Source organism: Mycolicibacter acidiphilus, from assembly GCF_018455725.1.
Taxonomy (GTDB): domain Bacteria; phylum Actinomycetota; class Actinomycetes; order Mycobacteriales; family Mycobacteriaceae; genus Mycobacterium; species Mycobacterium acidiphilum.
Genome location: NZ_JAHCLR010000021.1, coordinates 33454 through 52266, shown reverse-complemented (window position 1 = coordinate 52266; position 18813 = coordinate 33454). Strand labels below are relative to the sequence as shown.

Below are 18813 nucleotides of genomic sequence, written 5' to 3'. Positions count from 1 at the left end.
GTGGCGCTGGACACCGCGGACCTGGGCGCTCTGGTCGCCGAGGCGACCGCGATCCTCGACGCCGCGGTGGGGCCGTTCATCGCCGGACACCGCGCGGATTCCGCGGTCCGCAAGGGCGGCAACGACTTCGCCACCGAAGTGGATCTGGCACTGGAGCGTCAGATCTCCAGCGCGCTGACCGAGGCCACCGGGATCGGGGTGCACGGTGAGGAGTTCGGCGGACCGCCGGTCGACTCGCCACTGGTGTGGGTGCTCGACCCGATCGACGGCACCTTCAACTACGCCGCGGGATCGCCGATGGCGGCGATCCTGCTCGGCCTGCTGCGCGACGGCGAACCGGTGGCCGGGCTGACCTGGCTGCCGTTCACCGGCCAGCGCTACACCGCGGTGAGCGGCGGACCCCTGATCAGCGACGGCATCCCGCAGCCGGCGCTGACGCCGGTCGCGCTGGCCGACTCGCTGGTCGGGATCGGCACGTTCAACGTGGACTGGCGCGGCCGATTCCCCGGGCGCTACCGGCAGGCCGTGCTCGAGGGTTTGAGCCGGGTCACCTCACGGCCGCGGATGCACGGTGCCACCGGGATCGACCTCGCCTATGTGGCCGGTGGAATCCTCGGTGGCGCAATCAGTTTCGGCGACCACATCTGGGATCACGCCGCCGGTGTCGCGCTGGTGCGAGCGGCCGGCGGGATCGTCACCGATCTGGCCGGGGCGGACTGGACCGCGCAATCGCGCTCGGCGCTGGCGGCCGCGCCCGGTGTGCACGGCGAGATCATCGAGATCCTGCAACGGGTCGGCGAACCGGGGGAGTACTGAGCATGGCCGGTGATGTGGCGGTGCGGGTCATCCCGTGCCTGGACGTCGATGGCGGACGCGTCGTCAAGGGGGTCAACTTCGCGAACCTCCGCGACGCGGGTGACCCGGTCGAACTCGCTGCCGCCTACGACGCCGAGGGCGCCGACGAACTGACCTTCCTCGACGTGACCGCGTCGTCGTCGGGGCGCGCCACCATGCTGGAGGTGGTGCAGCGCACCGCCGACCAGGTGTTCATCCCGCTCACCGTGGGCGGCGGGGTGCGCACCGTGGCCGATGTGGACGTGCTGCTGCGGGCCGGCGCCGACAAGGTGTCGGTGAACACCGCGGCGATCGCCCGCCCGGAGCTGCTCGCCGAGTTGGCCCGCCAGTTCGGTTCCCAGTGCATCGTCCTGAGCGTCGACGCCCGCACGGTGCCGGCCGGGTCGGCGCCCACTGCGTCGGGCTGGGAGGTGACCACCCACGGCGGGCGGCAGGGCACCGGAATCGACGCCGTCGAATGGGCGATGCGCGGGGTGGACCTCGGCGTCGGCGAGATCCTGCTGAACTCGATGGACGCCGACGGCACCAAGGCCGGTTTCGACCTGCCGATGCTGCGCGCGGTCCGCGCCGCGGTCGGGGTGCCGGTGATCGCCAGTGGCGGGGCCGGCGCGCTGGAGCACTTCGCCCCGGCCGTCGCCGCCGGCGCTGACGCCGTGCTCGCCGCCAGCGTGTTCCACTTCGGTGAGTTGACCATTCCGCAGGTCAAGGCGGCAATGGCGGCCGAGGGGATAGTGGTCCGATGACGTTCGAGTTGGACCCCACGATCGCCGCCCGGCTCAAACGCAACGTCGACGGCCTGTTCACCGCGGTGGTGCAGGAGCGCGGCAGCGGTGACGTGCTGATGGTCGCCTGGATGGACGACGAGGCGCTGGCACGAACCCTGCAGACCCGGGAGGCGACGTACTTCTCCCGCTCCCGCGGGCAGCAGTGGATCAAGGGTGCGACGTCCGGGCACACCCAGTACGTGCACGCGGTGCGACTGGACTGTGACGGTGACGCGGTGCTGCTTCAGGTGGATCAGACCGGCGGTGCCTGCCACACCGGTGACCACAGCTGTTTCGATGCGGATGTCCTGCTCGCTTCCGCGGACTGATACCGCGACGTCTGCGGGCCGGTATGCTGGCCGACTGTGAATTCCGACGACGCCGACGACGTGTACCAGTTGGAGCACACCAGCAGTTCGGCGAAATTCGAGGTGGAACGTGTCTCCGTCCAGATAGACACCCACTACGCGACCGGTTCCCTCAACGAGTTCCGCAGTGCACTTCCGCGAATGGGTTCCCGAATCGTCGCACTCAGTGAACAGTTGAATAAATCGCAGTCCAGCCTGGAATCGACGTCAGCGCGTTTCAACGAGGTCGCCGCGGCTATCCCGGGTGACATCAGCGATTTGAGCGAGCGCCTCTCGGGCATTCTCAACGGCGCGATGACGGAGGCCGAGGACATCCGGTCGGCGGCCGAGCGGTTTGCCGCCGAGACGCGCAGTGCGGCCAAGCGGGAAGCCTCAGCGCTGCTCGCCGAAGCCCGCGCGGAGCGCGAGTCGGTCGCGGAACTGCGGGCTGAGCTGGAAGCTCAGCACAGCCAGTTGCGGGCGCACGCCGCACAGCTGCGGCAGCAAGCGGTGCTCAGTGCGGCGGAGATCATGGAGGAAGCCGAGAGTCAGGCGATGGTGATCCTGGCTCAGATGAACGACAGCATCACCGCACAGGTCACCGAGGCGCAGGAGCGGCTCAATGAACTGATCGGTGCACGGGCGAAGATCATCGATCAGATCAGGCGGTCCACAGTGCAAGTTAATCGCGAATCCCTGCCTCGCGGAACAAATTTCGACCATGAGGAAGGGTTTCCAGGGTGACTGCTCCTTTCAGTCGGCGTTCCTGATCTGTTACGCTGCCCGGCACGGTGGGCTTAGCGGAGCGGCAGCCTGCTTCGCCCGGCCCCAAGTCAACACAGGGGCCCGCCGATCGTCCGTCAGATCGCACATCGATTCCGCGAATTGCTAGGAGAAGCCCGGTGCCACTGGAGATTCCCGAATTCGAAACCCAGATGCGTGGTTTCGACCGAAACGAAGTCAGCGACTACATCGTGCGGCTGCACCGCGAGGTCGAAGTTCTGCAGGGGAAGGTGAACTCCCTTGAGGCGGCGAAGACGCAGACCCGTTTCGACCGTGAGCAGCTGACCGCGGAGATCTCCCGGCTGCAGAGCGACGCCGTCCGGATGACCGCCGACGCCGAGGCGGAGCGCGAACGCCTCGCCGGGGAGATCGCACAGCTGCAGGGTCAGATCGCGCAGGGCGGCGGCGTCGTCCAGGGCGAGTCGGTCGAGGGCATGTCCGATCGGATCGCCCGCATGATGCGGATCGCCTCCGAGGAGGCGCGACGCACCAAGGACCTGGCCCGTCAGGACGCGGAAGCGCTCACCAGTGAGCTGCGCGAGCAGGTCGACGCGGCCCAGCAGGACCGGGCCGCGGCCAGCGAGGCGCTGGCGGAGTTCCAGGCGTCGACCAACGTCCGCCGCGAGAAGATCCTCGCCGCGGCGACCGCGGAGGCCGAGGAGATCCTGCGCGCCGCGCATGAGGACCGCAGCCGCGTCGCACGGGAGATCGAGGAGGCCGAGCGCAGCCGCCGCGAGCTGTACCAGCGGCTGGCCGAGGAGGACGAGCGTAACCGCCGGGCCGCGCAGGAATCCCTGGACGAGCAGATCAAGCTGGCGTGGGAGGACGACGAGCGCAACCGCCGCGATGCGCAGCGTCGGCTCGACCAGCAGATGAAGACCGCCTGGGAGCAGGCCGAGGAGCGCATCGCCAAGCTGGACAAGGAAGCGCGCCTGGAGGCGTCCACCCTGATCGCCACCACCAAGCGCGAGGCCAAGTCGCTCACCGAGCGGACCCACGCCGAGGTTGACATGCTGGTCCGGGAGCGGGCCGGGATCGTCACCCACCTCAACGAGATCCGCAGCTGGATCGACACCGCGGTCGGCACCGGACGGGGCGACCAGGCCGCGCTGCCGGCTGATGCGCTGGAGTCGGTGGCGGACGCCGCGCCGGTCAAGGATTCGGCGCCGGCCAAGAATCCGACACCGGTCAAGGAGGCCGCGCCAGTGAAGGACTTGGCGGAGGTCGCCGCCGACTAGCGGTCGTGACCGCTGGCGGTACCGCCGTGACACGGTGTGACTGCCGGCGGTGTCGTCGATCGCGACGACGTCAGAAACGGACTCCGGCCCGCCTCAGCCGTTCAGTCGCTTCCTGGCGATCGAGCGCGAGAATGTCGCCACCGCGCAGCATCTCCTTCTTCGCATCGAATGCTCTGGTCCATACCGACGCGGCCCAGCAGATCTGCATGTCGTCGGTCGACCGTTTCACACCTCGCTCGTCGGCGTACGCGCGCAGGAATGCATCCGATTGAGCTACCGACGCAACCTCGCCCGGCGCACCGGTTCCGGGGAATATCGCCGATGCGACGCCGGCTATCACGCATTCCGGTTCACGGACGACGCTGTCCCAATCGTGGACTGTGTGGATGCGGTCGCCGCGGCAGGGAATGTTGGCGGCGTACCAGTCGCCATGTCCATAGACGCGTCGGCCGCTGTGTCGTGCGATCCGTTCTCGCGCCTTGCGTGCCACGTCGTCGATCCACCCCGACAGTCGGGGATCGTTGAGATCGCCTTCGACGTCGTCGGGTTGGGGCCACAGCCGGCTGCTTCCGGACTCGAACGACACCCACGGCGGTGAGGGACTCACATCCACGCTCTCCGCTAGTCCCTCGGTGCTGCTGATCAACCGGGCCAGTGCGCGTGCGAACAACTCGGGCCTGGCGTCCGAGAACCGGATGATTCGCCCGCCCGCAACGTACGTCTCCGCCGACACCGCAAGGGCTCCGACACGAACCGGTGGAGTCAGCGGTCGGGGGCAGGGAAAACCCGTGGCCGCAAGATGTCGCTGCACCTGATAGCACCCGTCGAGTCGCGGATGATCTGGTCGGACTTTGACGACGATGCGTCGTCCGTCAACCAACGCCAAGCCGATGACGCGGGACAGGTGGTGTCTTTCGAATAACCGCTGCCGCGGTGTCGAGCCCAGGTTGGCCAGGCACCAGTCGGCAATGCGGGCATCCGTCAGTGCCGGAGCGAGATGCGCCCGCGCTGGCAACGATTCCATGTCCGGTGCGTGCTCCCGATCGTTCTGCCGGGCGTCGCCTATCGGGTCCGCAACACGTCCAGCGCGCGGTCCGCGTGCGCGTTGAAGTTGAACTCGCTGGCGATCACGTCCAGCACGGTGCGGTCGGTGTCGATCACGAATGTGGTGCGCTTGACCGGCATCAGCTTGCCGAGCAGGCCGCGCTTGACCCCGAACTGCGCCGCGACCGCGCCGTCGGTGTCGGACAGCAGCGGGTAGTCGAAGTCGTGATCGGTGGCGAATTTCGCCTGCTTGGCGACCCGGTCGGCGCTGATGCCGACCCGGACCGCACCGGCCGCGGCGAACTCCGCGGACAGGTTGCGGAAGTGACACGCCTCGCGGGTACAGCCGGGGGTGCCGGCGGCCGGGTAGAAGAACAGCACCACCGGGCCGTCGGCGAGCAGCGCACTGAGCCTGCGCGGTGCTCCGGTCTGGTCGGGAAGCTCGAAATCCGCCACGGTGTCCCCGGTTTTCATGACGATCACGCTACGCGGCGCTGCGCCGCGGGTTGGGAACACGCGCCGGGCGGCCCACCCTCGCAGGTGCCGCACCGCCACCCCACTAGAGTGCAGCCATGAGCAATCCGGCGGCGGATTCTCCTCCCGCCTCGCGATCGCGAGTGGCCGCCTGGGCACTGTGGGATCTCGGCGCGACGGGTGTGAACGCCGTCGTCATCACGTTCGTCTTCTCCGTGTACCTCACCGGGGAGGTCGGGCTGGGACTGCCCGGCGCGACAACACCCGCGAGTTGGCTGGGCAGAGCGCTGACCTTCGCCGGGCTGGCCGTGGCGTTTCTGGCCCCGGCGACGGGAATATGGGTCGACGCCCCACACCGCCGGCGTACCGCACTGGCAGTGCTCACCGGCGCGGTCGTCGCGATGACGGCGGCGATGAGCCTGATCGACACCGACTACCACTACCTCTGGCCGGGGTTGATCCTGCTGGCGTGCACCGCGGCATGCAGCGACCTGGCTACGGTGCCGTACAACGCGGTGCTCGGCCAACTCGCCACCCCCCGCACCTCGGGCCGGATATCGGGGATCGGCTCCGCTGCCGGGTATTGCGGCAGTGTGCTGCTGCTGCTGATCCTCTACATCGGATTCATGCAGGGCGACGGCGAAACCCGGGGTCTGCTCGGAATCCCGGCGGCACACGGGCAGAACGTCCGGATCGCGATGCTTGTTGCGGCCGGGTGGCTGGCGCTGTTCGCCGGCCCGCTGCTGGTGACCCTGCGCACCCCGCACCGCGGTGACCGTCGTCGGCCCGTCGGCCTCTGGGGCGCCTACCGGGAGTTGTGGCGGGAGGTGAAAGGGGAGTGGCGGCGCGACCGCAACGTCGTCTACTACCTGCTGGCCAGCGCGGTGTTCCGGGACGGCCTGACCGGGGTCTTCGCGTTCGGTGCGGTCCTGGGCGTCACCGTCTACGGCGTCTCACAAGCCGACGTGCTCGTGTTCGGCATGTGCGCCAGCATCGTCGCAGCGATCGGCGCGGGGGCGGGCGGGCACCTCGCCGACCGGGTGGGTCCTAAGCCGGTGATCACCGTCTCGCTCACCGCGATGATCGCCGTCGAGCTAGCGCTGGTGGCCCTCTCCGGCCCGCTGGCATTCTGGATCTGCGGATTGCTGCTCTGCCTGTTCGTCGGGCCGATTCTGGCCGCTGCGCGGTCGCTGATGCTGCGAATGTCCGTGGACGGCAAGGAAGGTGTGGCGTTCGGCCTGTACACCACCGCCGGGCGTGCCGCGTCGTTCCTGGCGCCGTGGATGTTCTTCACCTTCGTCGACCTCTTCAGCGCCGATCGGGCCGGTATGGGCGGCTTGTGCGTCGTCCTGGTGGCGGGCTTGCTGGCGATGATCGGCGTGCGGGTACCGCGGATGAGCGACGCCGTGCCGACCGGCTCATGCTGATCACGATCGCGGTGATGGCGTTCGCGGTGAGCCTCGAACCGTTCCGGATCGGCATGACGGTCCTGATGCTGAACAGGCCCAGGCCGCTGCTGCAACTGCTGGCGTTCCTGTGCGGCGGCTTCGCCATGGGGATGACGGTCGGACTGGCCGTGTTGTTCGTCTTCCGGCGCAGCTTCGCCGGCTCCAGTCACGTCACGTTGCCCGCGGTGCAGATCCTCATCGGCACGATGGCGCTGCTCGCCGCCGCCGTGATCGCGACGGCCGACGCCACCCGATGGCGGCGACCCCGCACCGGAATGCTTGGGGCACAGGCGCAACGACTGCTCACCGCCGATTCGCTCTGGGTTGCGGGAGTAGCCGGTTTGGGCATCGCGTTGCCGTCGGTGGACTACCTGGCCGCACTCGCGATCATTCTGGCCTCCGGCGCCGCGGTCACCGCGCAGGTCGGAGCGCTGGTGCTGTTCCACGTCCTGGCGTTCGCGGTGATCGAGATTCCGCTACTGGCCTACGTTTTCGCGCCCCGGACAACGCGATCTGCGATGACCGCGGTGCAGGACTGGATCCGCTCACGCCGGCGCGTCGAGGTCGCCACCCTCCTCGCGGTCGTCGGCGCCCTGCTGCTCGCCGCCGGTCTCACCGGCCGCTGAGTCCGCCCCGGCTTGCGCCGGCGCATCCGGCAACTGCCCGGCCAGGTACTCGGCGAGCCCGCCGATCGTCGGGTAGTCGAACACCGCGGTGGCATTGATCGTGAACGCACCACCGAACTGACTGTGCAGCCGATTACGGAGTTCGACCGCCATCAGCGAGTCCGTGCCCAGGTCCAGGAACCGACTGGTCGCCGCCGGCGGCTGTGCGAGCCGTAGGAAGCCCTGCACCTCGCGCTGCAGGAATTCGGTGACGAACGCGCCACGTTGCGCCACCGGGGTGTCCTGCAGTTGCCGGAGCAGTTCGCTGTCGCCGATCGTCTCGGTGGCGGCACTCGGCAAGACCAGGTCGAGGATCGGCGGCCGCGAACTGCCCAGCACCTTGGCGGCACGCTGCCAGTTGGCCTTGATCACGGTCGCCTGCGCGGTCCCGTTGGCGACGACCTCGGTGAGCGCCGCCAGCGCAGCCGAGGGCTCCAGCGGAATCAGGCCCTGCGCACCGATATTGGCGCGCGCCGCCGCCGACGACGCCATCCCGCCCTGCGCCCACGGGCCGAAGTTGACCCCGGTCGCCGGCAGGCCCTGCGACTGGCGCTGGGCGACCAGGCCGTCGAGCAGCGCATTGGCGGTCGAGTAGTTGGCCTGGCCGGGTGAGCCGAGCAGACTCGAGACCGAGGATGACACGACGAAGAAGTCCAGGTCGTCGCCGCTGGTCAGGTCATCCAGGTAGCAGGCCCCGAACGCCTTGGGCTGCAACGCCGTTCGGAAATGCTCCAGGTCCTGATCGGACAGCAGCGCATCGTCGAGCACACCCGCCAGGTGCGCAACCCCGGCCAGCGGCGGCAGCTCCGCGCGAATCCGCGCCAGCAATTCCCTGACCTGGGACTGCTCGGCGACGTCGGCTGCGAAGACATGGATCCGGCAGCGGTACCGCTCGGCGATGTCGTCGATCGTCCGCTGCGCCTCCGCATCCGGCGCACGCCGGCTGGTCAGCACGATGTCGCCGGCTCCGAGCTGGGCCAGGTACGCCGCCAGGTGCAGTCCGATCGCCCCGAGCCCGCCGGTGATCAGATAACTCCGATCGGCCCGCGGCTGCAGCGGTTTCGGCATCTGCAGCACGATCTTGCCGATGTGCCGCGCCTGCTGCATCCGGCGGAACGCCGTCCTGGCCTCGGTCAGCGGGTAGATCTCCGCGGGCAGCGGAGCCCACTCGCCGTTGGCCAGCCCGTCCGACACCTCACCCAGCAGCGTGCGGATCCGTTCGGGCTCCTGGAAGGTCGTCACGTCCAGCGCAACGATCTCGTAAGCGATGTCGGGACGGGCCGCCGCCATCTGCTCGGTCGTCCAGATGTCGCGCTTGGCGATCTCGGCGAACCGGCCGTTCCTGGCGGTGGCCCGCACCGTCGCCTCGACGAACCCCTCGTTGGTGAGGCTGTTGAGCACCACGTCGACTCCGGTGCCGTCGGTGTCGGCGAGGATCTGGTCGGCGAAATCCGTGCTCCGCGAGTCGTAGACGTACTCCACGCCCATACTGCGCAGCGTCGCGCGTTTGTAGGTGCTCGCGGTGGCGAAGACGACCGCGCCGTGCTGCTGGGCCATCTGGATGGCGGCCAGCCCGACACCACCGCTGGCGGCGTGAATCAGCACCCGTTCACCGGGCTTGAGTTCCGCCCAGTCGAAGGCGAGCCGAGCGGTGAGCGCGGCTGCCGGAATGGTGGCAGCCTGCACGGCGCTGACGCGAGCGGGAATCGGCGCCAGCAGTTGCGCCGGAACGTTGAACCGGCTGGCGAACGCGCCCTGCATGAAGCCGTACACACGCTGACCGACCTCGACTCCGGTGGCACCGTCGCCCACCGCGGTGACGACGCCGGCGAAGTCGCCGCCGATCGGTCCCGGGTCACCGGGGTAGAGCCCGAGCACATTGAGCACATCCCGGAAGTTCAGCCCGGCCGCCTCGACCCGGACCTGCACATAACCCGGTTCGGGGGCAGCCACCTCGGCTTCGGTCAGCCGCAGATTGTCGATGGCCCCGCGCTCAGTGGGCGCCAGTGCGTAGTCGGCTGTCCGCGGCACCGTGAGGTGGCCGCTGCGCGCCCACTGCAGCAACCGGGGCGTCAGCAGCTTTCCTTGCCGCACTGCGAGTTCCGGTTCGCCGATATCCGCATTCCGGGAGTCGACGAGACCCGTCAGCAGCCGCAGCCCCTCATCGGTTCCGTCGTGATCGACAAGTCGGCAGCGCAGCGCCGGCTCTTCGTTGACGATCGTGCGTCCGAGTCCCCACAGCGCCGATTGGGCCGGGTCGACCGGTTCGCCGGATTCGGTTGCGACCGCCCGTTCGGTGATGATCCACAGTCCGTGGGGAAGTCCGGCCGGTGTACCGGACTGCACGGTGTGCACGACGTCGAGCAGGTCGGCGATGTCGGACTCCAACCGCGTGGCCGTGTCGGAGGTCGACTCGTCGCCCGTCGGCGGGGTGGCGCGGAAGACCACCCCCGAGAACGGCATACCCCGTTCGGCGGCCTGAGCCAGCACCTGCGCGGTCGGCAGCGCGGACCGTTCGGACGGTATGCAGCCCGGTATCCCGGCGGCGAGTTCGTCGAATCCGGTCACCAGCCAGGTCCCGGCCGGGTGCTCGGTGTCGTCTTGCGCAGGCGATGGCGGCACCTCGTGCCAGCCGAGGACATACAGCAGCCGGGTGGCGTCGCCGCCGAGCCCGCGCAGCAACGCCTCGCGCGGGGCGCGCTTGACGGTGAACTCGCGAATCCCGCCCAACCGGTTGCCATCCCGGCTGATGAAGTCGAGATCGAAGACCTGTGTCTCGCTGTCCAGCGCCGCGGTGTGCCATCGCGCCCGGCAGTAGAACCTGCGCGGCATCGTCTCGCGCAGCTCCACCTGTCCGTAGCGCAACGGCAGATACAGGTCGCTCACGCCCTGCTCGGCCGCGAGGACCGCCGGAAACGCCGGGAACGCGACCCCGGTGCACAGGTCCAGCAGCACCGGATGCATCGGTTCGCCGCCGAGGTGCTCGGCCAGTTCCGCACCGATCATGATGTCCCCGACCGCCTCGCCGTCACCGAGCCACAGCGACTTCAGCGAACCCGACCACGCCGGCCCCCAGGCCAGTTCCATGTCGGCGAAGGTCTCGAACAGCTGCTGCGGACGCATCCGCTGCATCCGCTCGATCGCGGTGTCGATCACCGAGACGTCGGCCGGCTCGGCTTCGGCCCCGTCCTGCTCGTCGGCGAGACCCGCGACCAGGGTGCCGTCGGCGTTGAGCGACCAGTCCACATCGCGAACGCCGTAGGGGCGGCTGTGCACCTGGAAGGTCCAGCCGGCGCCGCCGTCAAGCGGATGCAGAGTCAGCTGCACCTCACGGGAGTCCTTCTCGGGGAGAATGATCGGCTCGTAAAAGAAGACGTCCCGCACGTGCGCGGGCGGACCGGCAGCGGCCAGTGCCATCGCCGCATAGGTCGCACCGGGCACGACGACGGTGCCGTAGATGACGTGATCGGAGAGCCACGGCTGCGACTTCACCGACAGCCGGCTGGTGTACACCGAATCGCCGGAGCTGAGATCCTTTGCACTGCCCAGGATTCCGGACGCCGCGACAGCCTGACCGTCGAAGCCGGCGATACCGGACGTCTTCGGCCAGAAATGCCGCCGCTGGAACGGGTAGGTGGGCAGTTCGAGCCGGTGATGCGGACCGCTGCGCAGCGTGGCGAAAGCGGGCTGATGGCCGCTGACATAGGCCGCGGCCAGCGCCTCGGCGATCTGACGTCGGTCACCGACGCCCTTGCGCAGCGAGACGATCGCCCGGGGCGCGGCCAGATGGTCCGGCCAGACCTGCACCGCGGCCCCGGTCAGCACCGGCTGCGGGCCGATCTCCATCAGCACCGAGCAGCCCAGTGCCGCCGCGGTGCGCACACTTTCGGCGAACTGCACCGGCTGGCGGGAATGCCGACGCCAGTACCGGGCGTCCAGTGGGGTTTCGGCGGTCAGCACGGTGCCGGTGCGGTTGCAGATCAGCGGCAGCGTCGGCACCGCGAACGACAGTTGCGCGGCGTAGGCCTGGAAGTCGTCGAGCACCGGTTCCAGCAACTCCGAGTGGAAGGCGTGGCTGGTCTCCAGTCGGCTGCAGCGGATCCCCTCGTCTTCGAGGGCGGCGACGACCTGATCCAGATCCTCCTCGGGACCCGACAGCACGGTGTTGGGGCCGTTGTAGGCCGCGACCGACAACCGTGGGAATCCGGCGGCGGCGTTCTCGACCGCGGTGGAATCGGCGAACACCGCCACCATGCGCCCGCCCTCGGGCAGGCTGCCGAAAAGCCGACCGCGCTCGGCCATCAGCCGGGCCCCGTCCTCAAGACTGAAGACACCCGCCACACAGGCCGCCGCGTACTGGCCGACACTGTGCCCGAGCACCACATCGGGCTGAATGCCCCACGACTGCCACAGCCGGGCCAAGCCCATCTCGACCGCGAACAGCGCCGGCTGCGCGAACGACGTGTGCTTGAGCGTCGCGCTGGCCGCACCGCCGGTTTCCCGGTCGGTGGCGAACAGCACCTCCAGCAGCGGGCGCGGCAGCATCCCGTCGACCGCGTCGGCACAGCGTCGCACCGTCTCGGCGAAAACCGGTTCCGCGTCGAACAATTCGCGCGCCATCCCCGGGTACTGGCTGCCCTGCCCGGTGAACAGCCACGCCGTCGTCGGTCGGTCGGTGCACTCGCCGCGGATGACGCCGGGCCGCAGTCGGCCCTCCGCCAACTCGGCCAGGCCTTCGCGGGCCCGCTGAATCGCATCCGTGCCCGAATCCACGACGACGGCGGCCCGATGCTCGAAATGAGACCGGCCCACCCCGGCCGTGAAACAGACGTCGGCGATGTCCGCCTCCGGGTGGTCGGCCAGCCAGGTCGCGTAGCGCTGCGCTGACGACACCAGCGCCTCCGGTGACCTCGCCGACAGCACCAACACATTGGCGCCGCCCGACTCGGCCTGGTCGTGCGCTGTCGGCGCCTCGCCGCCTGGGTCCACCGGCGGTGCCGGTGCCTCCTCGATCAGCACGTGCGCGTTGGTTCCGGTGAATCCGAAGGAACTGACGCCGGCACGTCGCGGCCGGCCGTTGCGCTGCCACGGAGTCGGCTTGTCCACCACCCGCACCGGCAGGGTGTCCCACGGGATGTGCGGTGACGGCGTGTCGAAGTGCAGGCTCGGTGGCAGCATCTCGTGCTGCAGCGACAACACCACTTTGATCAGACCCGCGGTCCCCGACGCCGATTCCAGGTGACCGATGTTGGTCTTCACCGACCCCATCAGCAGCGGCCGGTCCGGGGTGCGGCCGGCACCGTAAACGGCGCCGGCGGCCTGCACCTCGATCGGATCGCCCAGCGGGGTGCCGGTCCCGTGCGCCTCGAGATAGTCGACGTCCGCGCCGACCAGTCCGGCACGAGCCAATACCGTACCGACGAGTCGCTGCTGCGCACCGCCGTTCGGTACCGTCAGGCCACTGGACGCGCCGTCCTGGTTGACCGCACTGGCGCCGATCACCGCGGCGACCCGGTCGCCGTCGCGCACCGCATCGCTCAGCCGCTTGAGCACCAGGATCCCGCAGCCCTCACTGCGCACATAGCCGTCGGCCGACGCGTCGAACGTCTTGCAGCGGCCGACGGGGGAGAGCATCCTCGCCCGCGACGCGGCGATCGACGTCACCGGGCTCAGCAGCACGTTCACGCCGCCGGCCAACGCGACATCGCAGTCACCGGAGTGCAGCGCCTGGCAGGCCTGATGAACGGCGACCAGCGATGAACTGCATGCGGTGTCGACCGCCATCGCCGGCCCTTCCAGCCCGAGTGCGAAGGCGACCCGGCCGGAGACGGCGTTGAGTGCGTTTCCGGTGATGAAGTACGGCTCGATCTTCTCGACCGACTCCGCCGACAGCAGGTGCGCGTATTCGTTGGCGGCCACGCCCACGAAGACGCCGGTGCGGCTGCCGCGCAGCGCTGCGGGGGCGTACCCGGCGCGTTCGAGTCCCTCCCAGACGGTTTCGAGCACCAGGCGCTGCTGCGGTTCGATCCACACGGCCTCGCGCGGGGAGATGCCGAAGAACTCCGGATCGAATCCGTCGACGCCGTCGATGAACCCGCCGAAGCGGGTGTAGATCTTGCCGGGTGTCTCCGGGTCCGGGTCGTAGAACTCGTCGATGTCGAAACGGTCCTCCGGAACCTCCCGGATCGCGTCGACACCGCCGGAAAGCACCTCCCAGAAGGCTTCTGGATCGGGTGCGCCCGGGAATCGGCACGACACCGCGACGATCGCGATCGGCTCGTCGGTGCGCGCCGACACCGTCGCCTCGGGCCGCTTGGGCGCCGATTGCTCGCCGAGGTCGAGCACCTCGCCGAGCAGGTAGTCCACCACATCGGACAGGCGCGGGTAATCCATCGCCAGCGTTGCCGGGATCTCCTTTCCCACCCCCTGTTCGATGCGCTGGCGAAGTTCCACCGCCATCAGCGAATCCATGCCGAGGTCGAAGAAGCCCGCGTCCTCCCGGATCTCCGCCGGGCTGACCCGGGTCACCTGCGCCACCGCGTCGCGCAGGTAGTCGGAGAGCAGCCTGCGGCGCTGACCCACCGGCGCCGCGGTGAGCCGCTCGACCAGTTCGGTCTTTCCGGACGCCGTCGGTGCGGGTGCCGCGCTGGGCACTTCGCGTTCCAACTCCGCCAGGAACGCGTGCCGACCCGCCTGCTGGTACAGCGGCAGGAACTTCGCCCAGTCGACATGCGCCACGACTCCCTGGGCGGGGCCGTCCCCGGCGGCGGCGATCACGTCGTCCATGCCCGCGAGGGCGTCGGCGGGGGAGAGCGGGCGAATACCGCGTTTGCCCAACCGCTCCCGGGCCTGTGCATCGGCCATCCCGGTCGACCACGGCCCGAAGTCGACGCTGACACCGGGCACACCCTCTGCCTGCAGCCGCCAGGCCAGGCCGTCCAGGAACGCGTTCGCGCCGGCGTAGGCGGTCTGACCGAAGCCGCCCCACACCGCGGCGATCGAGGAGGTGCTGACGAAGAAGTCCAGCCCCAGGTCCGCGGTCGCCTCGCTCAGATGCCAGGCGCCCCACACCTTTCCGGCGAACACGCGATCCACTTCGGCTTGCTGGGATTCGGAGTCCTGCGTGCTCAGCGGGGTGGTGCCGAGTTCACCGGCGGCGTGGACGACACCGGCCAGCGGCGGCAGATCGGCGCGCACGGTGCCCAGCAGGCGGGTGATGTCGTGCGGGTCGGCGACGTCGGCGGTAACGACCCGGACGTCGCATCCGTGCTGTTCGCGCATCGCGGCGATCCGCTGTTGCGCGGCATCTCCTGGTGCGTGCCGGCTGGTCAGCATCAGGTGGCGGGCACCGTGCGCGGCCAGGTGCCCGGCGATCTCCAGCCCGATCGAGCCCAGGCCGCCGGTCACCAGATACGTCGCGTCACCGCGCAGCGCCGGTGGTGCGGCCTTCGGCCGTCCGGGCGACCGAACCAGCCGTGGAACGTGAACCGACCGATCCCGCAGTGCGACTTGATCTTCCCCGTTCGATCCGGTTGCCAGGTGGCTGATCAGCGCCGACCATTCGTCGACTCCCGCCGCGGCAAGATCCGCCAGACCGCCCCAGAGTTGCGGGTACTCCAGCGACGCCGCCCGACAGAAGCCCCACAGGCAGGTCTGGTCCGGCGACACGGCGTCGCCGTCGACGACCCGCTGTGCGCCGCGGGTCACCACCCAGATCGGCCGGCGCAGTTCCGCGGCGGCCGCCGCGCGGAACAGGCGTCGGGTTCCACTGAGAATCCGGTGCTGCATCCGCAGCAGCGACCGCGCCGATGATGCGGTCTCCGGGTGCAGTGCCGCCACGTGCAGGATGCGCAGTGCCGGATCGTCGGCCAGCGCGGCGGCCAGAGCCGCCGTCAGGTGTTCTTCGTCGGCGTCGGATTCGGGAAGGCCCAGCGGGCGGTACCGCTGTCCGGACGCGGCCAACGCGTCGGTGAGCGGCGAGATCAGGTCGGCGTCGGTGTCGGCGCCGATCAGCAGCCAGCCGCCGTCCGTTCCGGTCGTCGGGGGCAGACCCGCGGCGGACTCCTGCCAGCGGATCTCGTAGCGAGCATCGGTGATCGACTGCGTGGCCCGCTGCTGATTGTGTTGGGCGGCAAGCCTGGTCAGCACAGCCACGGTCTGCGGATCGTCGCCCGTGTCGCCGAGCAGGGCGGCCAGCTCATCGATCCGGCCATCCTCGAGCAGCCGCACGGCTTCGGTGCGCGCGGCGACGTTCTGCTGCTGGTTGGGGCTGACGCGGTTGTCGCGATACCAGTACTGCTGGTGCTGGAACGGGTAGCCGGGCAGATCCAGTTTGCGTGCCGGACCGCCGACGGCACCGAAATCGGGCAGGTGGCCCAGCACGTACGCGTCGGCGAGGGCTTCGGTGATCTGCCGCTGGTCGTCGGTGTTGCGGCGCAACGAGGCGATCGCCCGCGGGGCGCCGGCCGGGTCCGGCCAGGCCCGCAGGGCGGCGGCGGTCAGCACCGGCTGCGGGCCGATCTCCAGCAGCATCTTGCAACCCAGATCGGCGAGGGTCGCCACACTCTTGGCGAATTCCACCGGCTGCCGGGCGTGCCGGCGCCAGTAGTTGCCGTCCAGTCGCACGCTGCGGCCCAGCGCGGAACCGGTGCGGTTGCACACCAGAATGCGTTCCGGCGCCCGGAACTCGAAACGGTCGGCGTACGCCTCGAACTCGTCGAGGATCGGGTCGAGCAGTGCCGAATGGAACGCGTGGCTGGTCTCCAGCCAGTCGCAGCGCACCCCGTCGGCGCTGAGCGTGGCCACCGCCTTCTCCAGCTCCGCTGCGGGGCCCGACAGTACGGTGTTCGCGCCGTTGTAGGCCGCCACCGACAGCGCCGGGAACTCGTCGGTAAGACCCTCGACGCGCTCGGCGGCGGCGAACACCGCGACCATCCGCCCGCCCGCGGGCAGGCTGCCGAAGAGCCGGCCGCGCTCGGCCATCAGCAGCGCACCGTCTTCAAGACTGAGCACCCCGGCGACGCACGCCGCCGCGTACTGGCCGACGCTGTGGCCCAGCACGACATCCGGCTGGATACCCCACGACTGCCACAGCCGGGCCAGGCCCAGCTCGACGGCGAACAGTGCGGGCTGCGCGTACGTCGTCTGCCGCAGGGTCTCGTCACCGTCCGGGCCGTCCGCAGCGAAGATCACGTCCAGCAGCGGTTTGTCGAGCACGTCCGCGACCACTGCGGCGCATCGGGTCAGTGTCTCGGCGAACACCGGTTCGGCGTCGAACAGCCCCCGCGCCATGCCGGGGTACTGGCTGCCCTGACCGGTGAACAGCCAGGCGGTTTTCGGCGGATCAGCCGAAACCCCGTGCACCAGACCGGGCGCCGGGCGGTCATCGGCCAGCGCACCGAGCAGGTCACGGACGGACTCGCCGGAGTTGACCACCAGCGCGGCGCGGTGCGGCAGGTGAGCGCGCCCCACCCCGGCGGTGAAGCAGATGTCCGCCACGGTCGCCTGCGGGTTCGCCACCAACCAGTCGCGGTACTCCTCGGCGACCTGCGTCAGCGCGGTCGGTGTCTGCGCGGAGATCGGAAGAATCCGTGACCTCGGGGGGGCAGGCGGAACCGTTGTGGCGGACCCGGACCGGTCCGGTGCCTCCTCGATGATGACGTGCGCATTGGTGCCGGCGAAACCGAACGAACTCACCCCGGCGATCCGGGGCCGTCCGTTGCGTTCCCAGGCGGTGGCCTCCCGCACGACCTCAACCGGAAGCCGATCCCAGGGGATGTGCGGCGACGGGGTGTGGAAATGCAGATGTTTGGGAAGCAGTTCGTTCTCCAGCGAAAGGATCACCTTGATGACACCGGCGATCCCCGCCGCGGCCTCCAGATGGCCGATGTTGGTCTTCGCCGAGCCGATCAGCAGCGGCCGGTCCACCGCGCGGCCTTCGCCGAGCACCGCCCCGGCGGCCTGCGCCTCGATCGGATCGCCCAGCGACGTTCCGGTGCCGTGCGCCTCCAGGTAGTCGACCTCGGCGGCGGCCACCCCGGAACGTCTCAGCGCATCGGCGATCACCCGCTGCTGAGCCACCCCGTTGGGCACCGTCAAGCCGCCCGAGGCACCGTCCTGGTTGACGGCACTGCCACGGATGACCGCGCGTATCCGGTCTCCGTCGCGGATCGCGTCCGCCAGCCGTTTGACCACGATGATGCCGCAGCCCTCGCCGCGCACATAGCCGTCTGCGGCCGCGTCGAACGTCTTGCATCGCCCGTCCGGGGCGAGCATGTGCGCGTGCGAGAACGTGATCATGGTTGCGGGCGTGAGCAGTACGTTCGCGCCGCCGGCCAGTGCCAGGTCGCATTCTCCCGAACTGAGCGCCTGACATGCCTGGTGGATCGCGACCAGCGACGAACTGCATGCGGTGTCCACGGCGATCGCGGGGCCCTGCAACCCCAGCCGGTAGCTGATCCGGCCTGCCGCGGCGGCGTTGGACGTCCCGATGGCCATGTAGGCCTCGATCTCCGGGTACGTCAGTTCATCCGATGCCATTCCCAGGTAGTCATGGGTGGCCAGGCCGACGAAGACACCGGTGTTGGTGTTCGCCAAAGCCGTTGGCGCGGTGCCGGAATGCTCGACCGCCCGCCACGCGGTTTCCAGCAGCAGGCGGTGCTGGGGGTCCATCAGCCTGGCCTCGCGGGTGGAGATCCCGAAGAACGGGGCGTCGAACCCGGTCACGTCATCGACGAAGCCCGCCCGTCGTGCGACCACCTTGCCGGGGGCGCCGGGGTCGGGGTCGAAGAACTCGTCGACGTCCCAGCGGTCCGCCGGGATCTCCGACACCGCATCCCGGCCGTCTCGCAGCACGTCCCAGAACCCGGCGGCGTCGACGGCTCCCGGGAAGCGCGCCGCGTAGCCGATGACCGCGAAACCTGCGGGTGCTCCGCTCGAATCCTCGCTCGATGTCCTAGCTGCCATAGCTATCGCCCTCCCTGACTTCGGCTGGTGAAGATGCCGGTGAAGATCTACGAAACACCCTGCCACCCGGGCTCCCCTCACAGGCGGCTGATCGCTCCAGCCAATCCCGGCTCGCGTGCCATTGCAAGGGCTGTGTCGGCTCTCCCATGCGATTGCCAGGGAAGAGTGTCAGGCTGCACCGAGGGGCGGCTGAACGCGGGTCGCCAGGGGGGCGACATCGGCCGCTGGCG

10 protein-coding genes are annotated in these 18813 nt (G+C 69.6%); 7 read left to right on the top strand and 3 right to left on the bottom strand.

The window, feature by feature from the left end:
* The 5 genes from KIH27_RS11915 (at position 1) to KIH27_RS11895 (ending at position 3987) form a co-directional block, all read left to right on the top strand.
* Complete coding sequence (locus KIH27_RS11915; protein ID WP_214093159.1) at positions 1–816, top strand: inositol monophosphatase family protein; 816 nt, start codon at positions 1–3, stop codon at positions 814–816.
* Positions 813–1598, top strand: coding sequence for an imidazole glycerol phosphate synthase subunit HisF (gene hisF / locus KIH27_RS11910; RefSeq protein ID WP_284144724.1), 786 nt, complete (start codon positions 813–815; stop codon positions 1596–1598). The genes KIH27_RS11915 and hisF overlap by 4 nt, the downstream gene beginning before the upstream one ends.
* Positions 1595–1948, top strand: coding sequence for a phosphoribosyl-AMP cyclohydrolase (gene hisI, locus KIH27_RS11905; protein WP_214093157.1), 354 nt, complete (start codon positions 1595–1597; stop codon positions 1946–1948). The genes hisF and hisI overlap by 4 nt, the downstream gene beginning before the upstream one ends.
* Positions 1949–1984: 36 nt before the next feature.
* The gene (locus tag KIH27_RS11900) at positions 1985–2710 is read left to right on the top strand and encodes a M protein (protein ID WP_214093156.1); all 726 of its coding nucleotides are present in this window, start codon (positions 1985–1987) and stop codon (positions 2708–2710) included.
* 158 nt (positions 2711–2868) lie between these two features.
* Entirely contained in the window at positions 2869–3987 is a 1119-nt protein-coding gene (locus KIH27_RS11895; protein WP_307856854.1) for a coiled-coil domain-containing protein, read from the top strand.
* A gap of 70 nt (positions 3988–4057) precedes the next feature.
* Here KIH27_RS11895 and KIH27_RS11890 read toward each other — a convergent pair whose 3' ends face one another.
* Complete coding sequence (locus KIH27_RS11890) at positions 4058–5011, bottom strand: aminoglycoside phosphotransferase/kinase family protein (protein ID WP_214093155.1); 954 nt, start codon at positions 5009–5011, stop codon at positions 4058–4060.
* Between the two features lie 38 nt (positions 5012–5049).
* Positions 5050–5505, bottom strand: coding sequence for a peroxiredoxin (locus tag KIH27_RS11885; protein WP_214093154.1), 456 nt, complete (start codon positions 5503–5505; stop codon positions 5050–5052).
* 98 nt (positions 5506–5603) lie between these two features.
* Between KIH27_RS11885 and KIH27_RS11880 the strand changes: the two genes are divergently transcribed.
* Together KIH27_RS11880 and KIH27_RS11875 are read left to right on the top strand one after the other, a co-directional pair.
* A complete protein-coding gene (locus KIH27_RS11880) occupies positions 5604–6932 on the top strand; it encodes an MFS transporter (protein ID WP_214093153.1) in 1329 nt (442 codons plus the stop codon).
* A complete protein-coding gene (locus KIH27_RS11875; RefSeq protein WP_214093152.1) occupies positions 6926–7579 on the top strand; it encodes a GAP family protein in 654 nt (217 codons plus the stop codon). Before KIH27_RS11880 ends, KIH27_RS11875 begins: the two co-directional genes overlap by 7 nt.
* Here the strand turns inward: KIH27_RS11875 and KIH27_RS11870 are convergent.
* Positions 7499–18583 (bottom strand): type I polyketide synthase, encoded by an 11085-nt coding sequence (locus KIH27_RS11870; RefSeq protein WP_214093151.1) that lies wholly within the window; start codon positions 18581–18583, stop codon positions 7499–7501. The two genes, KIH27_RS11875 and KIH27_RS11870, sit on opposite strands and share 81 nt — an antisense overlap.
* Positions 18584–18813 lie beyond the last annotated feature (230 nt).